Annotated in this window: 24 protein-coding genes; 10 read left to right on the plus strand and 14 right to left on the minus strand. The window is 66.8% G+C overall.

Features of this window, described 5'->3' with window-relative positions; genetic code table 11:
* The first annotated feature begins 158 nt into the window (after positions 1–158).
* The 4 genes from AB0L57_RS25035 to AB0L57_RS25050 all read left to right on the plus strand — a co-directional run bounded on the left by AB0L57_RS25035 (position 159) and on the right by AB0L57_RS25050 (position 3576).
* Positions 159–1394: an MFS transporter gene (locus tag AB0L57_RS25035; protein WP_364966705.1), complete on the plus strand. Its 1236-nt coding sequence runs from the start codon at positions 159–161 to the stop codon at positions 1392–1394.
* Between the two features lie 10 nt (positions 1395–1404).
* On the plus strand, positions 1405–1992 hold the full coding sequence (locus AB0L57_RS25040) for a TetR/AcrR family transcriptional regulator (RefSeq protein ID WP_364966707.1): 588 nt from the start codon (positions 1405–1407) through the stop codon (positions 1990–1992).
* Positions 1993–2083: 91 nt separating this feature from the next.
* Entirely contained in the window at positions 2084–2872 is a 789-nt protein-coding gene (locus AB0L57_RS25045) for an oxidoreductase (protein WP_364966710.1), read from the plus strand.
* A 194-nt stretch (positions 2873–3066) separates the two neighbouring features.
* Entirely contained in the window at positions 3067–3576 is a 510-nt protein-coding gene (locus AB0L57_RS25050; RefSeq protein ID WP_364966713.1) for a MarR family transcriptional regulator, read from the plus strand.
* On the opposite strand, the gene AB0L57_RS25055 is transcribed toward AB0L57_RS25050, so the two are convergent.
* From AB0L57_RS25055 to AB0L57_RS25070, 4 genes are all read right to left on the minus strand, one after another.
* Entirely contained in the window at positions 3577–3894 is a 318-nt protein-coding gene (locus AB0L57_RS25055) for a hypothetical protein (protein ID WP_364966715.1), read from the minus strand.
* A 147-nt stretch (positions 3895–4041) separates the two neighbouring features.
* Positions 4042–5454 carry an NAD(P)(+) transhydrogenase (Re/Si-specific) subunit beta gene (locus tag AB0L57_RS25060; protein WP_364966717.1) on the minus strand — a complete coding sequence of 471 codons (1413 nt, stop codon included), beginning with the start codon at positions 5452–5454 and terminating at the stop codon, positions 4042–4044.
* A gap of 3 nt (positions 5455–5457) precedes the next feature.
* The gene (locus AB0L57_RS25065) at positions 5458–5799 is read right to left on the minus strand and encodes an NAD(P) transhydrogenase subunit alpha (protein ID WP_364966720.1); all 342 of its coding nucleotides are present in this window, start codon (positions 5797–5799) and stop codon (positions 5458–5460) included.
* Positions 5799–6941, minus strand: coding sequence for a Re/Si-specific NAD(P)(+) transhydrogenase subunit alpha (locus AB0L57_RS25070; RefSeq protein ID WP_364966723.1), 1143 nt, complete (start codon positions 6939–6941; stop codon positions 5799–5801). Before AB0L57_RS25070 ends, AB0L57_RS25065 begins: the two co-directional genes overlap by 1 nt.
* 251 nt (positions 6942–7192) lie before the next feature.
* On the opposite strand from AB0L57_RS25070, the gene AB0L57_RS25075 reads away from it, so the two are divergent.
* From AB0L57_RS25075 to AB0L57_RS25085, 3 genes are read left to right on the plus strand one after another with little or no spacing between them, the layout of a single operon-like run.
* The gene (locus AB0L57_RS25075) at positions 7193–7651 is read left to right on the plus strand and encodes an HIT domain-containing protein (RefSeq protein WP_364966725.1); all 459 of its coding nucleotides are present in this window, start codon (positions 7193–7195) and stop codon (positions 7649–7651) included.
* The gene (locus tag AB0L57_RS25080; RefSeq protein ID WP_364966727.1) at positions 7648–8487 is read left to right on the plus strand and encodes a maleylpyruvate isomerase family mycothiol-dependent enzyme; all 840 of its coding nucleotides are present in this window, start codon (positions 7648–7650) and stop codon (positions 8485–8487) included. The genes AB0L57_RS25075 and AB0L57_RS25080 overlap by 4 nt, the downstream gene beginning before the upstream one ends.
* Before the next feature lie 6 nt (positions 8488–8493).
* Positions 8494–9138, plus strand: a complete 645-nt coding sequence (locus tag AB0L57_RS25085; protein WP_364966728.1) for a Type 1 glutamine amidotransferase-like domain-containing protein — start codon at positions 8494–8496, stop codon at positions 9136–9138.
* On the opposite strand, the gene AB0L57_RS25090 is transcribed toward AB0L57_RS25085, so the two are convergent.
* Positions 9139–9660: a hypothetical protein gene (locus AB0L57_RS25090; RefSeq protein ID WP_364966730.1), complete on the minus strand. Its 522-nt coding sequence runs from the start codon at positions 9658–9660 to the stop codon at positions 9139–9141.
* 538 nt (positions 9661–10198) lie between these two features.
* Entirely contained in the window at positions 10199–10519 is a 321-nt protein-coding gene (locus AB0L57_RS25095; protein WP_364966733.1) for a co-chaperone GroES, read from the minus strand.
* Positions 10520–10601: 82 nt separating this feature from the next.
* Between AB0L57_RS25095 and AB0L57_RS25100 the strand changes: the two genes are divergently transcribed.
* Complete coding sequence (locus AB0L57_RS25100; RefSeq protein WP_364966735.1) at positions 10602–11960, plus strand: FAD-linked oxidase C-terminal domain-containing protein; 1359 nt, start codon at positions 10602–10604, stop codon at positions 11958–11960.
* Between the two features lie 47 nt (positions 11961–12007).
* Positions 12008–12298 (plus strand): GNAT family N-acetyltransferase, encoded by a 291-nt coding sequence (locus tag AB0L57_RS25105; protein WP_364966738.1) that lies wholly within the window; start codon positions 12008–12010, stop codon positions 12296–12298.
* Between the two features lie 6 nt (positions 12299–12304).
* Here AB0L57_RS25105 and AB0L57_RS25110 read toward each other — a convergent pair whose 3' ends face one another.
* The 5 genes from AB0L57_RS25110 to AB0L57_RS25130 all read right to left on the minus strand — a co-directional run bounded on the left by AB0L57_RS25110 (position 12305) and on the right by AB0L57_RS25130 (position 16756).
* Entirely contained in the window at positions 12305–12628 is a 324-nt protein-coding gene (locus AB0L57_RS25110) for a hypothetical protein (protein ID WP_364966740.1), read from the minus strand.
* Positions 12629–12905: 277 nt separating this feature from the next.
* Complete coding sequence (locus tag AB0L57_RS25115; protein WP_364966743.1) at positions 12906–14063, minus strand: acyl-CoA dehydrogenase; 1158 nt, start codon at positions 14061–14063, stop codon at positions 12906–12908.
* Between the two features lie 180 nt (positions 14064–14243).
* A complete protein-coding gene (locus tag AB0L57_RS25120) occupies positions 14244–14924 on the minus strand; it encodes a TetR family transcriptional regulator (RefSeq protein WP_364966745.1) in 681 nt (226 codons plus the stop codon).
* 106 nt (positions 14925–15030) lie between these two features.
* Positions 15031–15534: a 5-(carboxyamino)imidazole ribonucleotide mutase gene (gene purE, locus AB0L57_RS25125; protein WP_364966748.1), complete on the minus strand. Its 504-nt coding sequence runs from the start codon at positions 15532–15534 to the stop codon at positions 15031–15033.
* Positions 15527–16756: a 5-(carboxyamino)imidazole ribonucleotide synthase gene (locus AB0L57_RS25130; RefSeq protein ID WP_364967044.1), complete on the minus strand. Its 1230-nt coding sequence runs from the start codon at positions 16754–16756 to the stop codon at positions 15527–15529. The genes purE and AB0L57_RS25130 overlap by 8 nt, the downstream gene beginning before the upstream one ends.
* A 124-nt stretch (positions 16757–16880) precedes the next feature.
* Between AB0L57_RS25130 and AB0L57_RS25135 the strand changes: the two genes are divergently transcribed.
* Positions 16881–17426 (plus strand): GtrA family protein, encoded by a 546-nt coding sequence (locus AB0L57_RS25135; protein ID WP_364966749.1) that lies wholly within the window; start codon positions 16881–16883, stop codon positions 17424–17426.
* 14 nt (positions 17427–17440) lie between these two features.
* On the opposite strand, the gene AB0L57_RS25140 is transcribed toward AB0L57_RS25135, so the two are convergent.
* The 3 genes from AB0L57_RS25140 to AB0L57_RS25150 all read right to left on the minus strand — a co-directional run bounded on the left by AB0L57_RS25140 (position 17441) and on the right by AB0L57_RS25150 (position 20050).
* Entirely contained in the window at positions 17441–18751 is a 1311-nt protein-coding gene (locus AB0L57_RS25140; protein WP_364966751.1) for a HAMP domain-containing sensor histidine kinase, read from the minus strand.
* 6 nt (positions 18752–18757) lie between these two features.
* Positions 18758–19435, minus strand: a complete 678-nt coding sequence (locus AB0L57_RS25145) for a response regulator transcription factor (protein ID WP_364966753.1) — start codon at positions 19433–19435, stop codon at positions 18758–18760.
* Between the two features lie 66 nt (positions 19436–19501).
* On the minus strand, positions 19502–20050 hold the full coding sequence (locus tag AB0L57_RS25150) for a PH domain-containing protein (RefSeq protein ID WP_364966756.1): 549 nt from the start codon (positions 20048–20050) through the stop codon (positions 19502–19504).
* Between the last annotated feature and the right edge of the window lie 175 nt (positions 20051–20225).

A 20225-nucleotide genomic window follows, 5' to 3' on the forward strand; every position in this document is an offset into this window, starting at 1 on the left:
GAATCGACGACGCTTCGACACACTCCTCCTCTCCGGATTCATCCCGGAGGCGCGGCGACGCGCGTCTCCGGTGATTCCCGCATCGGGGCGCAACAACACCGGTGCCGCACGGCGCCGGTAGTGCCGAGCGCCCCACGCTGCCCGGTACCGTCGGGCCGATGGACGCATCGGTGTCGGCGCGCCCGGACCGGCTCACCCGTCGCGCGCGGGCGGCGGTCTTCGCGGTGTTCGCGCTCAACGGGTTCCTGGCCGCCATGTGGGTCGTGCACATCCCCGCCATCACCGATCGCACCGGCGTCTCCCATGCCACATTGGGCCTGCTGATCCTGGTGATGGCCGGCAGTGGCATCGCCGGTATGCAGGCGGCCGGACCGCTGGCCGATCGGTTCGGCAGCCGGGTGCTGGTCGGCGTGGCCGTGGCCTGGCTGTCGGTGGCGGTTCTCGGTCCCGCCTTCGCCACCGGGCCGATCCAGCTGGCCGTCGCGCTCGCGATCTTCGGCTTCGGCAACGGAGCGCTGGACGTGTCGATGAACACGCAGGCCGTGCAGGTCGAACGGGCCTACGGCCGGCCCATCATGGCGGCCTTCCACGGGTTGTTCTCCTGTGGCGGCCTGGTCGGCTCGCTCGCCGGCGCCGCGGCCATGCACGCGGATCTGGATATTCGATCCACTTTCGCGGCCGCCGCGGTCATCGGCGTGGTGGCGATGACGGCGAGTGTTCCCCATCTGCTGGCACGCCCCATCACGACCTCGCGTTCCGAGGTCATATCCGAGCCGACCGCTCCCGCGGATCCGGTATCCCGCGGAATCCGAATGTGGTTGCCTCGCAATGTGCTGGCATTGGGCGCCGTGGCGTTCGCCCTGCTGATGGCCGAGGGCGTGGCCAACGACTGGAGCGCGCTGCAGACCCACGAACATCTCGATGTCGGCGATGCCACGGCCGCGCTGTCGTTCGGCGCGTTCTCCACCGCCATGACCATCGGGCGCTTCCGCGTGGATCGGGTCAGCGGGCGGTTCGGCCGCATCGCGGTGGTGCGGTGGGGGTCGCTCCTCGGCGCCGCCGGCCTGGCCGTGGTCATGGTCTCCTCCTGGCTTCCCTGCACCCTCGCCGGCTGGATTCTCGCGGGCCTGGGACTGGCCGGTGGGGTCCCTCAGATCTTCACCGCCGCGGGCAATCTCGGTACCGCCACCGCGGCCACCGACATGTCCAAGGTCTTCGGCCTCGGCTATCTCGGCTTCCTCGCCGGACCGTCCATCATCGGCTGGCTGGCCCAACTGACCTCCCTCACCGTCGCCTTCACCTTTCCGCTGATCGCGGTCCTGCTGTGCGCCACGTTCGCGGGAATCGTCGGTGAACCGGAACCCATTCTTGACCTTGAGGACAAAAACTCGTAGGGTTCATTCCATGGGACGACCGCGTAACTTCGACACCGACGCCGTGGTGGATCGGGCAATGGACGCGTTCTGGACCCACGGTTACGCCAACACCTCACCGGCACAGCTGGCGGAAGCCACCGGAATCGGAAAAGGCAGCCTGTACAACACATTCGGGAGTAAACGCGAGCTGTTCGAACGGGCGCTGGATCGGTACGACCGAATGGGCGCGCAGCTGGCCGGGGAATTCATGGCCCGGCCGGGGACGACGCGTGAATGCATCGGCGCGTTTCTGTCTTTTCTCGTGGATTCCGATGTGTCCCAGCCGGTTCGGCGCGGCTGCCTGGCCGTCAACACCATCTCGGAATTCTCCGGAACCGACACCGAGATCACCCGCGCCATACGCACCATGCAGGAACACACCACGGCGACCATGGCCGCCCGGATCGATCAGGGCCGGCGCGACGGCGATGTGGCACCGGACACCGATCCGCGCACTGCCGCCGAATTCCTGATGAACACCATCGCCGGCCTGCGCGTCATGGCCAAGACCAATGAGTCCGCGACCCTGCACCGCATCATCGACACCGCACTGACCACCCTTCGAATCCAGCCCTGACCGAGCCCCGCATCGACCGCGAGCCCGAAAACGGCGCGGTCACCTTCCGCGCACCCTAATTTTTGACCTGCAGTTCAAGAAAGGAACCATCATGGAACTCGGACTGACCGGCAAGACCGCCGTCGTCACCGGAGCGAGCCGCGGGATCGGCCTCGCGATCGCCGAGGCGTTGACCGCCGAGGGCGCACTGGTCGTCGGCGCGGCGCGCACCGTCTCACCGGAACTCGAAAAAGCCAGTGTCGCAGCGATTTCCGCCGATCTCGGCACCTCCGAGGGTGTCGGCACGCTGATCGAATCGGCGCTGCGGGAACTCGGCGGCATCGACATCCTGGTCAACAATGTCGGCGGGGGTGACGCGGATCGGATGCGGCTGGGCACATTCGCCGACATCACCGACGAGCAGTGGCGAAACCTGTTCGACCTCAACCTGTTCAGCGCCATCTGGACCACACGCGCGGCGTTGCCAAGCTTGCTCGAGCGCCGCGGTTCGATCGTGAACATCTCCTCGATCAACTCACGCCTGCCCGCGGCCGGACCCATCGGCTACAGCGAAGCCAAGGCCGCACTCACCTCGCTGAGCAAAAGGCTGAGTGAGGAATTGGCCCCGAGCGGCGTCCGGGTCAACACCGTCTCCCCCGGTGTCGTGGGCAGTCCACTGTGGCGCGATGCCAACGGCTTCGGTGCGAAAATCGCCGCGGCACAGGGCATATCCCACGAGGACCTGCTGGCGGGGATCAGCGACAGTTTCGGCATCTCCTCCGGGCGCATCTCCGAGCCCGAGGAGGTGGCCGCATTGGTGACCTTCCTCGCCTCCGAGCGCGCGGGCAATATCGTCGGCGCCGATTACGTGATCGACGGCGGAACACTCAAGGTCGCCTGAGGGTCGGAGTCCGGGAGCGGCCGCGGTGTGCTTGCGCCGCAGGCCGTTCCCGAGGGCGACGGCCCGCGCCGCGCGAGCGGGGTCAGGCCGGGATGTGCGGGGCGGCGGAGACCCGGCCGGTGACGGTCGACGTCATCTGTTACTCTGGCTTTAAACTTACCTAACTTAAGTAAGGTGTTGGATAGGACAGCCCTGTGCCGCGTTCCGAAGGAAGCCCCGATTCATCGGTGGATGCCGACTACATCATCGAGCTCGAGCGCGCCCTGACCCGGATCGCCCATCTGCTGACCCGCGCACGGCGCCACGATCGTACGATGGCTGCCGCCGGTGTCACCGTCGAGCGCGCGAATGTGCCGCTGTTGCGGATGCTCGCCGATGCCGCCGAGCCGATGCGCATGGGCGAACTCGCCGCGTGCCTGGATGTCGAGGCGCCGCATGTCACCCGGCAGATCCAGCGGCTGGAACGCACGGGTTATGTGCACCGGATACCGGACCCGGACGATCGGCGGGCACAGCGGGTGGGCATCACCGACGAGGGGCGGGCCACCCTGGACGCGATCCGCTCGGTCAGCCGCCGGCATATGCGGGATGCGCTGAGCGACTGGACCACCGAGGATCTACGGCAACTGGCGGCGTTGAATCACCGCATGGTCGACGATTTTCTCGCCAATGCCGAGCGCACCGAGACCGTCGAGCGGAAATGATCAGGACTCGAGCTTGCGCACCCGGATGTGGATATCGGGCCACGGCGGCCGCTTGATCACCGCGACCAGCGACAGTGTGGTCGCTACCAGACCGACGAAGATGCCCAGCAGCGCGATCGCGGTGTCATCGGTGACGGCATGCCAGGTTGCCTTACCGTCACCGATCGCGAACACACCCAGCGCTCGCTCGCGCCGCAGCCGGCCGGCCGGCCGTGTGACCGGGATGACCGTCACTCCCTCGGACGTCCGATACGGTGTGCCGTACACCGCCGAATCACCGGCGACCGCAGGCAGATCGAATTGTTCGCGCACCGTCATCTCGACCTCTTTCTCCTGTTCTGCCGCCCGTATCGAAGCCGTTCGGCGTTGCGGCCAGCCTAATGGGTCGGCCCCGCCGACGAGGACGGCCCGCGGCATGGGAAGCCGCGGGCCGTCGTCATTCTCCGGTCGGAGTGAGTCGTCCGGTCAGAGTGCTTTGAGTTCCTCGGTGACCGCGCCGACGGATTTCTTGGCGTCGCCGAAGAGCATCGAGGTGTGATCGGCGTAGAACAGCGGGTTGTCGATCCCGGCGAAACCGGAATTCATCGACCGCTTCAACACGATCACACTGTGCGCCTGATCCACATTCAACACCGGCATCCCGTAGATCGGGGACGAGGAATCCTCCCGGGCGGCGGGGTTGGTGACATCGTTGGCACCGATCACCAACGCGACATCGGTGCGGGAGAACTCGCCGTTGATGTCGTCCATTTCCTTGAGCGCGTCGTAGGACACCTCGGCCTCGGCCAGCAGCACGTTCATGTGACCGGGCATGCGGCCCGCGACCGGATGGATCGCGTACTTGACCTCGACACCCTTGGCCTCCAACAGACTGGCCATTTCCTTGACCGCGTGCTGGGCCTGCGCCACGGCCATCCCGTACCCGGGCACCACGATCACCTGATTCGCATACGCCATCTGAATCGCGGCATCCGCGGCACTGGTGGCCTTGGCCTGTTTCTGCTCGCCACCGGACGCGCTGGGAGCCGAGCCGCCACCACCGAAACCACCCGCGACGATCGCGGGGATGGACCGGTTCATGGCCTTGGCCATCAAATTGGTGAGGATCGTGCCGGACGCACCGACGATCATGCCCGCCACGATCATCGCCGTATTGTTCAACGCCAGACCCGCGGCCGCGGCCGACAATCCGGTGAGCGCGTTGAGCAGCGAGATCACCACCGGCATATCGGCGCCACCGATCGGCAGCACGACCATCAGGCCGAGTACCGCCGCGAGCACCAGCAGCAGGATCATCCATCCCCACCCCACGCCGTCACCGGTCGCTCCGACACCGATCACGACCGCGACGGCGATCGCGCCCACCGCCAGCAGCAGGTTGACCGGCTGCTGCAGTTTGCCGAGCCCGATCGGTTTGCCGGGCAGGATCTCCTGCAGTTTGCCGAACGCGATCAGCGAGCCCCAGAACGAGATGGACCCGATGATCGCCGCGAACAGCGACCCGATCACGATGTGCACGGTGGGCTGTTCGGGCAGCCGCGAAAAACCGTCACTGTTCAGGAATTCCGACCACGCGATCAACGCGACCGTGCCACCACCGACACCGTTGAACGCCGCCACCAGCTGCGGCATCGCGGTCATCTTCGTGAACTTCGCCGGCGGAACGCCCAGCGCCACACCGACAACCAGGCCCGCGACGATGATGATCCAGTTCGAGGTGTCGCGAATGGAGATGAACGTCGCGATCACCGCGATGCCCATTCCGACCGCGGCGATCCAGTTACCCCGCACCGCGGTCTTCGGGCCGGTCAAACCCATCAGACCGTAGATGAACAGCGAGAACGCGACGATATAGAGAATATTGACCAGATTGTCCATGACTCAGCGGCCCGCCTTCTCGGTATTTCCAGGACGCTCCGCGCCCGACGCAGCGGGCTTCTTGCCCTTGAACATCCCGAGCATGCGGTCGGTGACCACGAAACCACCGATCACGTTCAACGTTCCGAACACCACCGCCACGAACAAGATGATCTGGGTGACGACCGACGGATGTTCCACCTTGCCCAACGTGACCAGCGCACCCAGCACCACGATCCCGTGAATCGCGTTCGTGCCCGACATCAACGGGGTGTGCAAGGTGTTGGGCACCTTGGAAATCACCGCGAAACCCACGAAACCGGACAGCACCAGAATCGCGATATTCGCCAGAAGCTCGGTATACATCAGCTCTCCCCTTCGGGGTCGGCGGCCGGGGTCGGGGCACCGGCCACACAGGAATCGGCGAGCACCTGGTCACCGAAATCGGGCTCGAGTTTCCCGTCTTTCAGCATCAGTTCCAGTAGCGCCGCAATATTCTTCGAGTACAACTCCGACGCGTGCTCGGGCATCGTCGCCGGCAGATTCAGCGGCGAACAAATCGTCACACCATGCTTGACGACCGTCTCCCCCGGCTCGGTCAACTCACAGTTACCGCCCGTCTCGCCCGCGAGATCGACGATCACACTGCCCGGCTTCATCCCCTCCACCGCGGCCGCGGTCACCAGGCGCGGCGCCGGACGACCCGGCACGAGCGCGGTGGTCACCACGACATCGAAACCCTTGATCGCATCCTCGAGAGCCTGCTGCTGCTGGGCCTTCTCGTCCTCGGTGAGCTCACGGGCGTAACCGCCCTCGCCCGCTGCGTCGATCCCCAGATCCAGCCACTGCGCCCCCACCGACCGCACCTGATCGGCCACCTCCGGACGCACGTCGTACCCGGTCGTGCGACCACCGAGACGCTTGGCCGTGGCCAATGCCTGCAACCCGGCCACGCCCACACCGAGCACCAGCACCGTCGCCGGTTTCACCGTCCCCGCCGCGGTGGTCAACATCGGGAAGAACCGCGTCGATTCCGACGCCGCCAGCAACACCGCCTTGTAACCCGACACATTCGCCTGCGAGGACAAAGCATCCATCACCTGCGCACGCGAAATACGCGGAATCGCCTCCACGGCAAAGGCACGCACACCCGCGTCCTCGAGCGCACCGATCTTGTTGTCGGCATTGCGCGGAGCCAGGAACCCGATCAGCGTCTGCCCCTTCGACAGCTTCGCGATCTCACCGTCACTGGGCGGGGCCACCTTCACCACGACCTCGGCCTGCCACGGATCACCGATCACCGCACCGGCCTCCACGAACGCCGCATCGGGGATCAAAGCCCCGACACCGGCATCAGCCTCTACGACGACCTGCACGCCCTGTTTCACCAGGCTTCCGATGATCTTCGGCACCAACGCGACGCGTCGTTCACCGGCGTTGGTCTCACGAACCACGCCGACACGCGTCCCGCGCTGCGCATCCGCGTCGGCGCCTTGCGTTGTCTCCACTGGTCAACTTCCTTACTTGTGACAGCAAGCTGGCCCCCTGTTTCCAGGTGGGCCGCTTGTTACCGGTCTGGCCGAGCAGAACTTACTCTGGAGTAAGATCCGTAATAATTCTCGCAACTGTACCCGGCACGTTGGTGAGCGTAGCCGAGATCAACATCACACTCCATCGCGTGCTTTTCCCGAAATGACCGTCTCGGCAGCCGGGACGCGGGGGCTGTACCCGGCGTCCTGTACGCCGTAATGTCTGCCCGGTGAGTGGCTGCATCTTCTGCCGGGTCGTCGCCGGCGACGCACCCGCGACCCGGGTGTACGAGGACGACCGCGTGTTCGCGTTCCTCGATATCCGGCCGATCACCCGCGGCCACACTCTGGTGATTCCGAAGATCCACGCCGGCGATCTCGACGAACTCGATGCCGAGCTGGGCGCCGATCTGTTCCGGGTGGGCCATCGCCTGGCGAAAGCGTTGCGGCGCAGCGATATCCGTGCCGACGGTGCAAATCTGGTTCTGAACGACGGCAAGGCCGCCTTCCAGACCGTGCACCATGTGCATCTGCATGTGGTGCCGCGGCGCGGCGGCGATCTGTTCACCTTCGCGCGCGGCTTCCTGCTGCGCCGGCCACACGAGCCGGAGACCACCGCCGCGGCCATCCGCACCGGACTGGATCGGCTGCGCAACGCACCCGGCGATACGGAGGAGACTCCCCGATGAACGCAACCGGACCCGACCGCACCGCGCTGACCGCCGCCCTCGCCGATCAATGGGACGCGCTGGCGCACTTGGTCAGTGGGCTGGACGAGACGCAGTGGCGCACGCCCTCACCGCTGCCGGGATGGTCGATCTTCGACGTACTCGCCCACGTCGTCGGCACCGAATCGATGCTGCTCGGCGAACCGCTGCCCGAGGTCGGCACCGATGTGCGCGAACTGTCGCACGTGCGCAACGACACCGGCGCGCTGAACGAGATCTGGCTGGAGGCACTGCGCCCGCTGCCCGGAGCCGAGTTGCTGCGCCGATTCACCGATGTCACCGGGCGCCGCCGAGAAGCCTTGACCAGCACCGACGACGCGGCATGGCAGGCCGATATCCAGTCACCCATCGGACTGGTGTCCTACGGCCGTTTCATGCGGGTTCGATTGTTCGACTGCTGGATGCATCAGCTCGACATCACCGATGCGCTCGGCGGCGATGCCGGGGCGCTGGGAATGAACGAGAGCGGCACTCGCGCCGAATTCGCGATCGACGAGATCGAGCCCTTCCTCGGCCGGGTGGTGGTCAAACGTGGTGGTGCACCCGACGGCTCACGGATCGCCATCCGGCTCACCGGGCCGGTCGAGCGTGAATTCCTCATCCGGGTCGACGGGCGCGCGGAAATCGTTGCCGCCCTTGATCGCCCGGCCGATACGGTGATCAGCCTGGGCTCCGGGCTGTTCGCCCGCCTCTGCGGCGGCCGCACCGATGCCGAGCCGCACGAGGCCGAGATCGCGGTCGGCGGAGATCGGGAGCTCGGGTCGCGCATCGCCGCCCGGCTCGCCTTCACGATCTGAGCCGCTGTGCGACTGTTCTTGTCCAGCTACCGATTCGGGGCGCACTACGACCGGTTCGCGGAACTGGTCGGCGGACCCGGACCCATCGCGGTGATACCCAACGCCTGTGATGCATGGCCCGCGGCGTGGGCGGGCGCGGTCGCCAGCGACCGGGCACCACTGCGCCGCTTGGGATTTTGCCCGGAGCTGCTCGACCTGCGCGACTACATCGGCCGCCCGATGGAGTTGGAGCGAACGATGCGCCACTACCCCGCACTGTGGGTGCGCGGCGGGAACACCTTCGTACTCCGCGCCCAATTCGCGCGCAGTGGAGCGGATTCGGTGCTGCGCCGACTGCTGGCCGAGGATGCGATCGCCTACACCGGCTACAGCGCCGGGGCCTGCTTGCTCACCCCCGACCTGCACGGCCTGGAGGATGCCGACGACCCGGCCGAGGTGGCGCCCGCGTGCGGTATCGAAACCCGTTGGGACGGATTGGGTCTGGTCGATCGTGTCATCGTTCCGCATGTCGACTCACCGGGAACCGATCCGGACGGCCACGGCACTCGGCTGGCCGCCCGCCTGCGGGCCGACGGCATCGCGCACTGGGCACTCACCGATGACGACGCGATCGTGGTCGACGGCTCCCGGACTCGGGTCCTGACCGGCTGACTAGGGCAGCGGACGGCGCCGGCACCGATTACGGTCCGACACGATGCGCCCGGCACGGGCCCGGCGGAAACGCGCGGAGGGGTTCACACCGTATCCGGCCGGCTCGCGGCCCTCGGCCCGCTCCTCGGCGAGCAACGCGAGGACGCCGGCACCGGCCAGTGCCGGCTCCACCTGGTATCCGACGCCGAAGGTGCGCTGTGCGAGAGTCTCGCACAGCCGGTCGGTCGCCATCTCCACGACGGCGACCGGGAACAGCCGCCGCATCGCCGCCACCACGGTGAACCCGCCGGGCCGGCGCTGCATCGTGGCGGCGGTCATCGGACCGTAAACGGTATCCGCGCAAGCGATTCCGATCGCGGTGATCTCGTCGTCCCCGGCGACATCGAGTAACAGGTCCCGGCAGCGATACCAGTCGGTGAGCACCGGCACCGGAAGCCGTCGTACCTGTTCCGCGCCGAAGTCCACCGTCACCGGGCCGACCGCGAACGTCGAGTTCCCGATCGACATCGCCAGCACGGTCATGAGATCACCTCCATCACGACCTTTCCCATCGCACCGCCCATCGGACACACCCGGTCCGTGGCCGCTGTACCAGTCTGTCCCCTGAAACGGCCACGTCCCAGCGCCACGCCCCCGGAATGCCGCCAAACGCACATTTCTTGCCTCGTAACGAAAAATGACGACCGGGCCGAGCTCTGAGCCCGCGGTGATACCCATGCGCTCACACTGCTGCGCCCCACTTCCCGCCGATCGGATCGACGGTGACCTCGACAAGAACGCCCTGTCCGCGTTCGCGGCGACACCGCTGGATTAGGCACCGCGCGACCTCGGTGTCGACACTGTCGCGATCGTCGGCATCGCGCTCGAGGTCGGTATCGAGCCGACGGTCCGGCACTGCATCGATCTCGTCATCTCCTGATCATGGGTCACCGATGTCTGTGGCGCGGGACATCCGGCGGCGGCCGAAAGGTCCTATGCCGCAATGGCATTCTTCGTCGGATCGCTGACCACCGATATCGCGGGGATCGAGGCACGGCGCCGGGGATCGGCGCGGAGCCGTCTACAGGTAGAGACCGGTGCCGTGTTCGGGTCGCTCGCTGGCCACCGCGTGCAGATCACGTTCCCGCAGCACCAGGTACGCCTGCCCCTGCACCTCGACTTCGAACTGGTCCTCGGCGCTGAACAGCACCCGGTCACCGACGCCCACACTGCGCACATGCGACCCGACTCCACTGACCTCGCCCCAGGTGAGACGCTTGGCCACCTGGGCGGTGGCGGGAATCAGGATTCCACCGCTGCTGCGCCGTTCGCCTTCCTCGGCGGAGACACGAACCATGATCCGGTCGTGCAACATCTGGATCTCGAGCTGGGCATCGGACACCGCGGCAGTGTACTGCGAACGGAACTGTCGCCCGGCAGCGGTATCGGCTGTCGCACGGCCGCCGAGCACGTAGGTTCGAGGTGTGGACATCACCGCCCTCGCCGCCCGACTTCCTGACGGAACGGTCGTCACCGATCCCGATATCCTCGCCGGGTATCGCCGGGACCGCGCGCTCGATCCACAGGCCGGCACCCCGGCCGCACTGCTCCGGCCGCGAACCACCGAGCAGGTCGCGACCATCGTGCGCTGGGCACACGAACATCGGGTGCCGCTGGTTCCGCGCGGTGCCGGGACCGGACTGTCCGGCGGGGCCACCGCCCAGGACGGGGCACTGCTGCTGAGCACCGAGCGGATGCGCGCCATCACCGTCGATCCGGTGACGCGGACCGCCGTCACCCAGCCCGGACTGCTGAACGCGGAGGTCAAGCGGGCCGCCGCCGAGCACGGGCTGTGGTATCCGCCGGATCCCTCGTCCTTCGAGATCTGCTCGATCGGCGGTAACGCCGCCACCAACGCGGGCGGGCTGTGCTGTGTGAAATACGGCGTGACCACCGATTACATCCTGGGTATGGAGGTCGTGCTGGCCGACGGCACGGTGGTGCGGCTGGGCGGACCGCGGCTGAAGGATTCCGCCGGTCTCTCGCTGACCAAACTGTTCGTCGGCAGCGAAGGCACCCTCGGCGTCATCACCGAGCTGACATTGCGGTTGCTCCCGGCGCAACCGCAGCAAAGTACCGTCGTCGCAACATTTTCCACGCTCACCGCGGCCACGGCGGCGATCGAGACGATCACGGCCGGATTGCGCCCATCGATGCTGGAATTCATGGACGCGGTGGCGATCAACGCGGTCGAGGACGAGATGCGCATGGGCCTGGACCGGGAGGCCGCCGCCATGCTGCTGGCCCGCTCCGACGCACCGGGCGAATTCCGCACCCGGGAGGCCGAGGCCATCGCCGCGGCCTGTGAGCTGGCCGGCGCCACCGAGGTGTTCCGCACCGAGGATCCCGAGGAGGGCGAAGCATTCTGCGCCGCACGGCGATTCGCCATTCCCGCGGTGGAACTCAAGGGGACGCTGCTGCTCGAGGACGTGGGTGTCCCGCTGCCGCGGCTCGGCGATCTGGTCAGCGGCATCGCCGCGATCGCCGAACGCCACCGCGTGCTGATCTCGGTGATCGCGCATGCCGGCGACGGCAACACCCATCCGCTGATCGTGCACGATCCCGCCGATCCGGACGAGACCGCGCGCGCCCACCGGGCCTTCGGCGAGATCATGGATCTGGCCATCGAACTGGGCGGCACCATCACCGGTGAACACGGGGTCGGCCGATTGAAGAAGGCGTGGCTGCCCGATCAGGTGGGCCCCGAGGTGATGGAGTTGACCGCGCGCATCAAGTCGGCCCTCGATCCGCTGGGCATCCTCAATCCGGGGGCCATCCTGTGACCCCGGCCACCGGAACAAATCGGTCCGGTGCGGCCGTTCTACCCCATATGACGACCAGGCTCGAGCACAATACGGCCGCCACCCGGTACGAGATCTACATCGACGACACCCTCGCCGGATACGCGGACTACACCGAGACCGACGGAGACGGCACGCGGACCCGCGATCTCAACCACACGCTGACCTTTCCGGAGTTCCGGGGGCGCGGGGTGGCGGCGCAGTTGGTCGAGTACGCGCTCACCGACTGCCGCGACGCCGGTTTCGCGGTCGTCCCCACCTGCTGGTACGTCGAGCAGTACATCGGTGACCATCGCGAATACGCCGATCTGGTGGCCTGATCGCGCCTAGCGCGTCACCGCGCGGTTGCGGCGCCGCCAGACCAGGAACTGCCGATCACTGACAGTGCCCAGCGCCTCCATCACCTTGGCGTTGTCGAATCCGGGCAGTTGTAGCAGGCGGACCCGGAACTCCTTGTCGGCGGCGGAATGCGGCACCACACACCCGTTTCCGCGCGCACCGATCAGGACGAAGAAGACGTCATCGGCGAAGGGGCCATCGGCGGTGGTGATGACGCGCACCTCCGTCAGCTCCTGCCACGAGACCTCCTCGATGCGTCCGTTGTCCAGGGTGCGGCGGACGAACCTGTCGGTGATCTCCACGCCTGCCATGCATCAATATTGCGCCGTGAAAGCCCTTGGGACAATTCCGAATTCGCCCTATTGCGATTGAACGTACATTTGAAATTGCATTTGCGAGCCCCCCACGCAGTTTTTCGTGGCCCTACCGTTCTACCAGTGAAAATTGCCGGTAGTTCACTGAATTCGCCGATCCGTTACCGTAAGCGTCCTGACGAGGCGTACCCGTGACACAGGCACCCGAAACGGTGTGGCGGCCGGTGACGCATGTCACCGGCCGCCACACCCGACGGTCACGCCCCGCGAACGATCACCGCAGCAGCTGCCGCGACATCACCATGCGCTGGATCTGGTTGGTGCCCTCGTAGATCTGAGTGATCTTGGCGTCGCGCATCATCCGCTCCACCGGGAAGTCGGTGGTGTAGCCGGCACCACCGAACAGCTGCACCGCATCGGTGGTGACCTCCATGGCCACATCGGAGGCGAAGCACTTGGCAGCGGCGGAGATGAAGCCCAGGTTCTTCTCGCCACGCTCGGCACGGGCGGCCGAGGTGTAGACCATGAGACGCGCGGCCTCCACCTTCATCGCCATATCGGCGATCATGAACTGGGTGTTCTGGAAATCGGCGATGGCCTTGCCGAACTGCTTGCGGTCCTTGGTGTACGCGATCGCGGCGTCCAGTGCGCCCTGGGCCAGGCCCACGGCCTGCGCGCCGATGGTGGGGCGGGTGTGGTCGAGGGTCTGCAGCGCGGTCTTGAAGCCGGTGCCCTCGGCGCCGATGATCCGGTCGCCCGGGATGCGGCAGTTCTCGAAATAGAGCTCGGCGGTCGGCGAACCCTTGATCCCGAGCTTGTGCTCGAGCGGACCGACGACGAAGCCCTCGTCATCCTTGTGGACCATGAACGCGGAGATGCCGTTGGCGCCCTTCTCCGGATCGGTCACGGCCATCACGGTGTACCACGTGGACTGGCCGCCGTTGGTGATCCAGCACTTGGAGCCGTTGATCACCCAATCGTCGCCGTCGCGCTTGGCGCGGGTGCGCATCGAGGCGGCATCCGAACCGGCCTCGCGCTCGGACAGACAGTAGGAGGCCATCTTGCCCGCGACGATATCGGGCAGCACCTGCTGCTTGAGCTCCTCGGAACCCTGCAGGATCAGGCCCATCGTGCCGAGCTTGTTCACCGCGGGAATCAGCGAGGAGGAACCACAGACCCGGGCAACCTCCTCGATGACGATGCAGGTCGCGACGGAGTCGGCTCCCTGGCCGCCATAGTTGTCGGGCACGTGCACCGCATTGAAGCCCGCGGCGTTGAGTGCGTCCAGGGCCTCCTGCGGGAAGCGGGCGTTACCGTCCACATCCTTCGCGTACGGGGCGATCTCCTTCTCGGCCAGGCCACGGATCGCCTCGCGCAGCTCGTTGTGGACGTCCTCCAGCTTGAAGAGATCGAAATCGGGATTGCCCGCCATGGGTTCACTCCTGGTCGTGGGGTTTCGGGTTCGCCTGGTCCGCGAATTCCGGCACTGCCAACACCTAGGCACTCAGTGCCAGTCGAGCTCGAGTATACGCCTGAATACTTCGATGAAGTGAGCCTATGCCACCGATCCGGCCTGGCACTCAGTGCCACCAACCACATGGCGTGGCCGTGCTCACAGACTACCCAGACGGTCGGTCAGCAGATCGGCGACCTCCCGCGCCGACATGTCGCGGGGAAACACCGCCACCACCATGTCCGATGACTCGCCGTTCGCGGTACCGGGTGCGATCGCCCGCACCGCGGCGCGCAGATCGGCCACACTCGCCTCCGACCGACCGCGCACCATCCTGCGCAGCAGATAGTTGTGCGTGGCGGTCACCGCGGCACTGAACTGGATCAGCGCGAGATCGGGCGTCTCCGGCAGCCGCTCACGCAGATAGTCGGTGAACAGCCGTTCGTAGCGGAAGACCGTCACGATCTCCCGGTCACGCAGCGCCGATGCCTGCCGGACCACCCGATACCGGCGCGCGGCCAGTTCCCGGGTCTCGGTGAACCGCTCGAAGATCCCGACCACGGCCTCGCGCACGGCATCCCACGGATCACCCTGTGCCGCGTCGAGATACGCCTGCGCCCGCGCCAGCTGCTCCTCGTGGTCGGCGAAGACCACATCCTCCTTGGACCGGAACTGCCGGAAGAACGTCCGCCGCGAGATGCCGGCCGCCTCGGCGATGTCGTCGACGGTGGTCGCCTCGTACCCACGCTCGGCATAGAGCCGCAGCGCATGGTCGACCACCGTCAGGCGAAACCGAGCGTCGGAGCCGCCACGAACAGGAGTCGAATTCTCGCTGGACACCCTGCAACGGTAGCTGTGCCGCCGCCCCGGACCCTTCTGCGCGTGGTCGAACGGGCAGAGATTCGCGCGGTGCGGCGGGGAAGCATGAGCCCGGTCGAGCGCCGAGCTAGCCCAGCAGGCGGGCGCGCAGGGCCTCGTCCTTGTCGAGGACCAGCTTCTCCAGATCGGCCTGGAACTGCTCCATGCGGGTGCGCAGGGCCGGATCGGCCGCGGCCAGGATGCGGACCGCCAGCAGACCCGCATTACGGGCGCCGCCGATGGAGACCGTGGCGACCGGGACACCGGCGGGCATCTGCACGATCGACAGCAGTGAGTCCATGCCGTCGAGATACTTCAGCGGGACCGGCACGCCGATCACCGGGAGCGGAGTGGCCGAAGCGACCATGCCGGGCAGGTGGGCGGCGCCGCCCGCACCGGCGATGACGACCTTTATCCCCCGGCCCGCGGCGTCGCGGGCGTAGTCGAGCATGCGCTGCGGGGTGCGGTGCGCCGAGACCACACCCACCTCGAAGCGAATTCCGAACTCCGCCAAGGCTTCCGCCGCGGCCTCCATGGTGGGCCAGTCGGAGTCGCTGCCCATGATCAGGCCGACCTGTGCTCCGTCACTCATGGTGATCCCATCCATCGGTCCACACCGCGTGCGACATCCAGTGTGCCGCCCGTTCGGCCTTCTCCCGCACCTCGGCCACATCGTCACCGAGGATGTTCACATGCCCGATCTTGCGCTTCGGGCGTTCGCTCTTGCCGTAGAGATGCACCTTCGCCTCGGGAATCCGGGCGAACAGGTGATGCAGGCGCTCGTCCATGGACATGGCCGGCGCCTGCGCCGCACCGAGGATGTTCGCCATCACCGTGACCGGAGCCAGCGGTGTGGTCGCACCCAGCGGATAGTCCAGCACCGCGCGCAGATGCTGTTCGAACTGTCCGGTGACCGCGCCGTCCATCCCCCAGTGTCCGGAGTTGTGCGGTCGCATCGCCAGCTCGTTGACCAGCAACCGGCCATCGAAGGTCTCGAAGAGTTCCACTGCCATCGCACCGGTGACACCGAGTTCGGAGGCCAGGCGCAGGGCCAGCGATTCAGCCTCGGTCGCGGCGTCGTCGGACAGGTCCGGGGCGGGTGCGATCACCACCGCGCACTGCCCTTCGCGCTGCACGGTCTCCACCACAGGCCAGGCCGCCGCCTGCCCGAACGGCGACCGCGCCACCATCGCCGAGAGCTCGCGCTTCAGCTGCACCCGCTGCTCGGCGAGCAGGGTGACACCGTGTTCGAGCTGGTCGGTGACCAGGCGCCGGATCTCGTCCTCGTCGTCGAGCATCCATACTCCGCGGCCGTCGTAACCGCCACGCACCGCCTTGAGCACGAACGGTCCGTGCTCGGCGGCGAAGCCGAGGGCGTCCTCGACCGACTCGACGGCCGTGAACGCCGGAATCGGGACCCCCATCTCGGCAAGTTTGCCGCGCATGGCCAGCTTGTCCTGGGCATAGATCAGGGCCTCCGGCGGCGGCTGGACATTGACGCCCTCGGCCACCAGCGCGCGCAGATATTCGGTGGGCACATGCTCGTGATCGAAGGTCATCGCGTGCGTGCCCCTGGCGACCTCGCGCAGCGCCGCCGGATCGGTATGCGATCCGAGTACCACCGCGGGACTCACCTGTGCCGCGGGATCGTCGCTTCGTTCGGCCAGCACCCGCAGGCACTGGCCCAGCGCGACCGCCGCCTGATGTGTCATCCGCGCCAGTTGCCCGCCGCCGATCATCGCCACGGTCGGCATCGCACCGCCCGCCAGATCACGCGACGCCGGCTTCGGTTCACTGTCGGCAACCGCTCGCACCCCGGTTGAGAGGCCCATCGATGCCCCGCTACGCTCGCTCACAGCCCACCATGTTGTCATGGCCGTGGCCACCACAATGAGTGCGGGTTGATTGCCCACCGCTGGACAGTCGTAGACTCAGCGGGTGTCATTTGTCGACGATGTGGTCAACATCCTGCCCAAAACCCTCCGGGACCTGGCAATCCGTCATAACGAGCTGATCAAGTTCGCGATTGTCGGAGCGACCACCTTCATCATCGACAGCGGCATCTTCTACATTCTCAAATTGACGGTGCTGTCGCCGAAACCGATCACCGCCAAGATCATTTCCGGTGTCATCGCGGTGATCGCGTCCTACATCTTCAATCGGGAATGGTCTTTCAAGGGCCGCGGCGGGCGTGAACGCCACCACGAGGCACTGCTGTTCTTCGTGGTCAGCGCCATCGGCGTCCTGCTGTCGAATCTGCCGCTGTGGCTTTCGCGCTACGCCTTCCACCTTCACGTCCCCGATGTGAGCCTGATGGTGGAGAACATCGCCGACTTCGTCAGCGCGTTCATCATCGGCAACATCCTGCAGATGGTGTTCCGTTTCTGGGCCATGAAACGCTGGGTGTTCCCGGACGAAATCGATGCGCTGGTCGAGGAATTCGAAGATTTGTACGAAGAGGAAAGGCCGCTCGGCAGCAGCTGATTTCCGGACATTCTTCACCGAGGCTCACCGACGACACCGTTACCGGATCGCCCCGCCGCCGGTTTCCCGAGAAAGACCGCGAACAGCGCGGGACGACGACGCTGCAACTCCAACCGGCCACCGTCGGCCTCGATCAGGGCGCGAGCCAGCGCCAGGCCCACACCGGTCGATCCGGCACCGGAGAAACCGCGATCGAAGATGTGTGGGGCGAGTTCATCGCTGACCCCCTCCCCCTCGTCGGCGATCTCGACGGCCACCAGCGGCTCCCGATCCGGGCCGCCGTAGACGGTACGCACCGACACCGTGCAATCGCCGCCACCGTGCACCAGGGCGTTGTCCACCAGGACCGCCACGGCCTCCCGCAATCGCGAACCGGTGATCGGCGCACGCAATCCCGGATCGCCGGCGAGCACGAGTTTGCGCCCCGCCTCGGCGAAGGGGTGCCGCCACTCGGTGACCACACCGCGCAACTCCGCGACCACCGGCACCGGGTCGTGGTCGGCGGCGTCCTCGTCGCGGGAATCGCGGACCAGTTCGTCGATGGCCTCGGTGAGACGGTCGACCTGGGCCATCGCCTCCTCCGACTCCTGCACCACATCCGGATCGGGATGTGCCGACAGTTCGTCGAGGCGCAATCGCACCGCGGTCAGACGGCTGCGCAACTGATGGGAGACATCGGCGACCAGTGCGTGCTCACGTTGCAGACGACCGGCGATCTCGACGGTCGCCGAGTCGAGCACATCGGAGACGCGGTCCAGTTCGGTGATGCCGTGCCGGCGCGGGTCCGGCCGGAAATCCCCCTTGGCCAGCCGGGCGGCCCGCGCGGCCACATCCCGCAGCGGATCGGCCACCCGGCGCGCGGTCACCACCGCCACCGCCGCGCCCGCGGCCAGCGAGGCCAGCGCCACCAGGGCGACGGCGCCGACGGCTTGGCGCTGCATGGAATGCATGGGCGCGGCCGGTACCTCGAGCCGCAACGAACCCGAGGTACCCATGGACAGCGATTCCACGACCGGATCGTCGACGACGGGCGCGCCCGCGTCGACCCGCATCGCCGCATCCTCCGGAGTCGGATAGACGATGGTCAGCCGCCCGCCGGACGGGATCAGCGGACGGACCGAACGCAGATCCAGCACCCCGTGGACGAGGCCGTCCTCATGCTCCTGGCTGACGATCTCCACCGACATGCGATCCAGGCGGGCCCGCAGATCGCTGCGGGTGATGTCGGCCACCCATTGCCAGGCGGTGAAAGCCAGCGGTATGCCCAGCACCACGGTGGTGAGGGTCAATGCGGCCAGCATCGAGAGCAGAATCCGGCGGCGCATCGGCGATCAGTCGGTGTTGAAGCGGAAGCCGACACCGCGCACGGTGACGATCCGACGTTCGGCGACCGGGCCCTCGTCCCCGATCTTGCGGCGCAACCACGACATGTGCATATCGAGAGTCTTGGAGCCGCGCAGATCGGCGTCCCCCCAGACCTCGCGCAGAATGGTCTCGCGCGGCACGACCTGACCGGCGCGGTCGATGAGCACCTTGAGTAGTTCGTATTCCTTGTTGGCCAGATTGACCTCGTGGCCGTTGACCAGCACCCGCCGGGCCGCGGGTTCGAGCCGGACGCCACCGATCTCGACGGCCTCGTCCCCGATTCCGCTGCGCCGCAACAATGCTCGCACCCGAGCGAGCAGTTCCGCGAGCCGGAACGGTTTGCCGACATAGTCGTCGGCGCCGGCATCGAGCCCGACGACGAAGTCCACCTCGTCGGTGCGGGCGGTCAACATCAGAACTGCCAGATCGGCCCCGCGGGCACGTACCTGGCGGCACACTTCGAGGCCGTCCATCCCGGGCAGGCCGAGATCGAGGATGAGCAGATCGTGCTCCCCTTCCAGCGCCCGGCGCAGCACCGCGGGGCCGAAGCTCTCGACGGTCACCGAGTAGCCCTCCCGGCCGAGCGCGCGCGACAGCGGGGCAGCGATGGCGTCATCGTCCTCGGCCAGCAGTACGGCGGTCACAGCACAAGATTACTGGCGAACCGGGCCGATCGGTCCGGCTGGGCACACCTTGCCCAGCCGGGCCCCTCAGCGCCGGTGCTCGTGACGGGGATCGGGGTACTGGTCGTAGCGCGGATCGCCACCCCCGGTGTCGAACACCTCGTGGTACAGCAGCGCGTGCACCTGCTGCACATTCGGAATGTCGTCGTATTCCAGGGGATCCCCGGACGCGGCGTCGATGATCAGCGTGCCGGTTCCCAGCAGCCGATCCGACAGACCGTGGCGGAATTGCACACTCGAGATGCGGTTCATCGGAATATCGATACCGGTGTGGGTGAGCACGCCCTCGCGCACCAGCACCCGCCGGTCGGTGATGATGAAATGCGTTGACTTCCAACGAATCACCGGTCCGAGGCAACGCCACACCAACAGCACGGCCCAGACCACCAGTATCGCGATCAGCACTACGGTGCGGGTGGTCCCCTCGGTGTTGCGCCAGGCCAGGCCGCTCGCGAATCCGGCCAGCGCGGTGGCCAGGATGAATGTGAGCGCAGGCAGGAACAGCATCTTCCAGTGCGGATGACGATGCAGCAGCAGCTGCTCGTCCGGCGCGAGCAGCTCCTCCGGATAACCCATACGCGAACCCTACCCCCTGATGTTGTGAGATTGCCTGACAGCGAACGCCGTTGTGCTGCACAATCAGCTGCGGTCTCTGTCGACGGTACCGTCTCGGCGGTACCCTGCACCAATGGTGTCCGCGACAGGGCAATCCGGCTCAGGTACCCACTCGGATGTCTCAGCCCTATCGGGC

Origin of the sequence: Nocardia sp. NPDC052254 (assembly GCF_040679495.1) — a bacterium.
Classification (GTDB): Bacteria; Actinomycetota; Actinomycetes; order Mycobacteriales; family Mycobacteriaceae; genus Nocardia.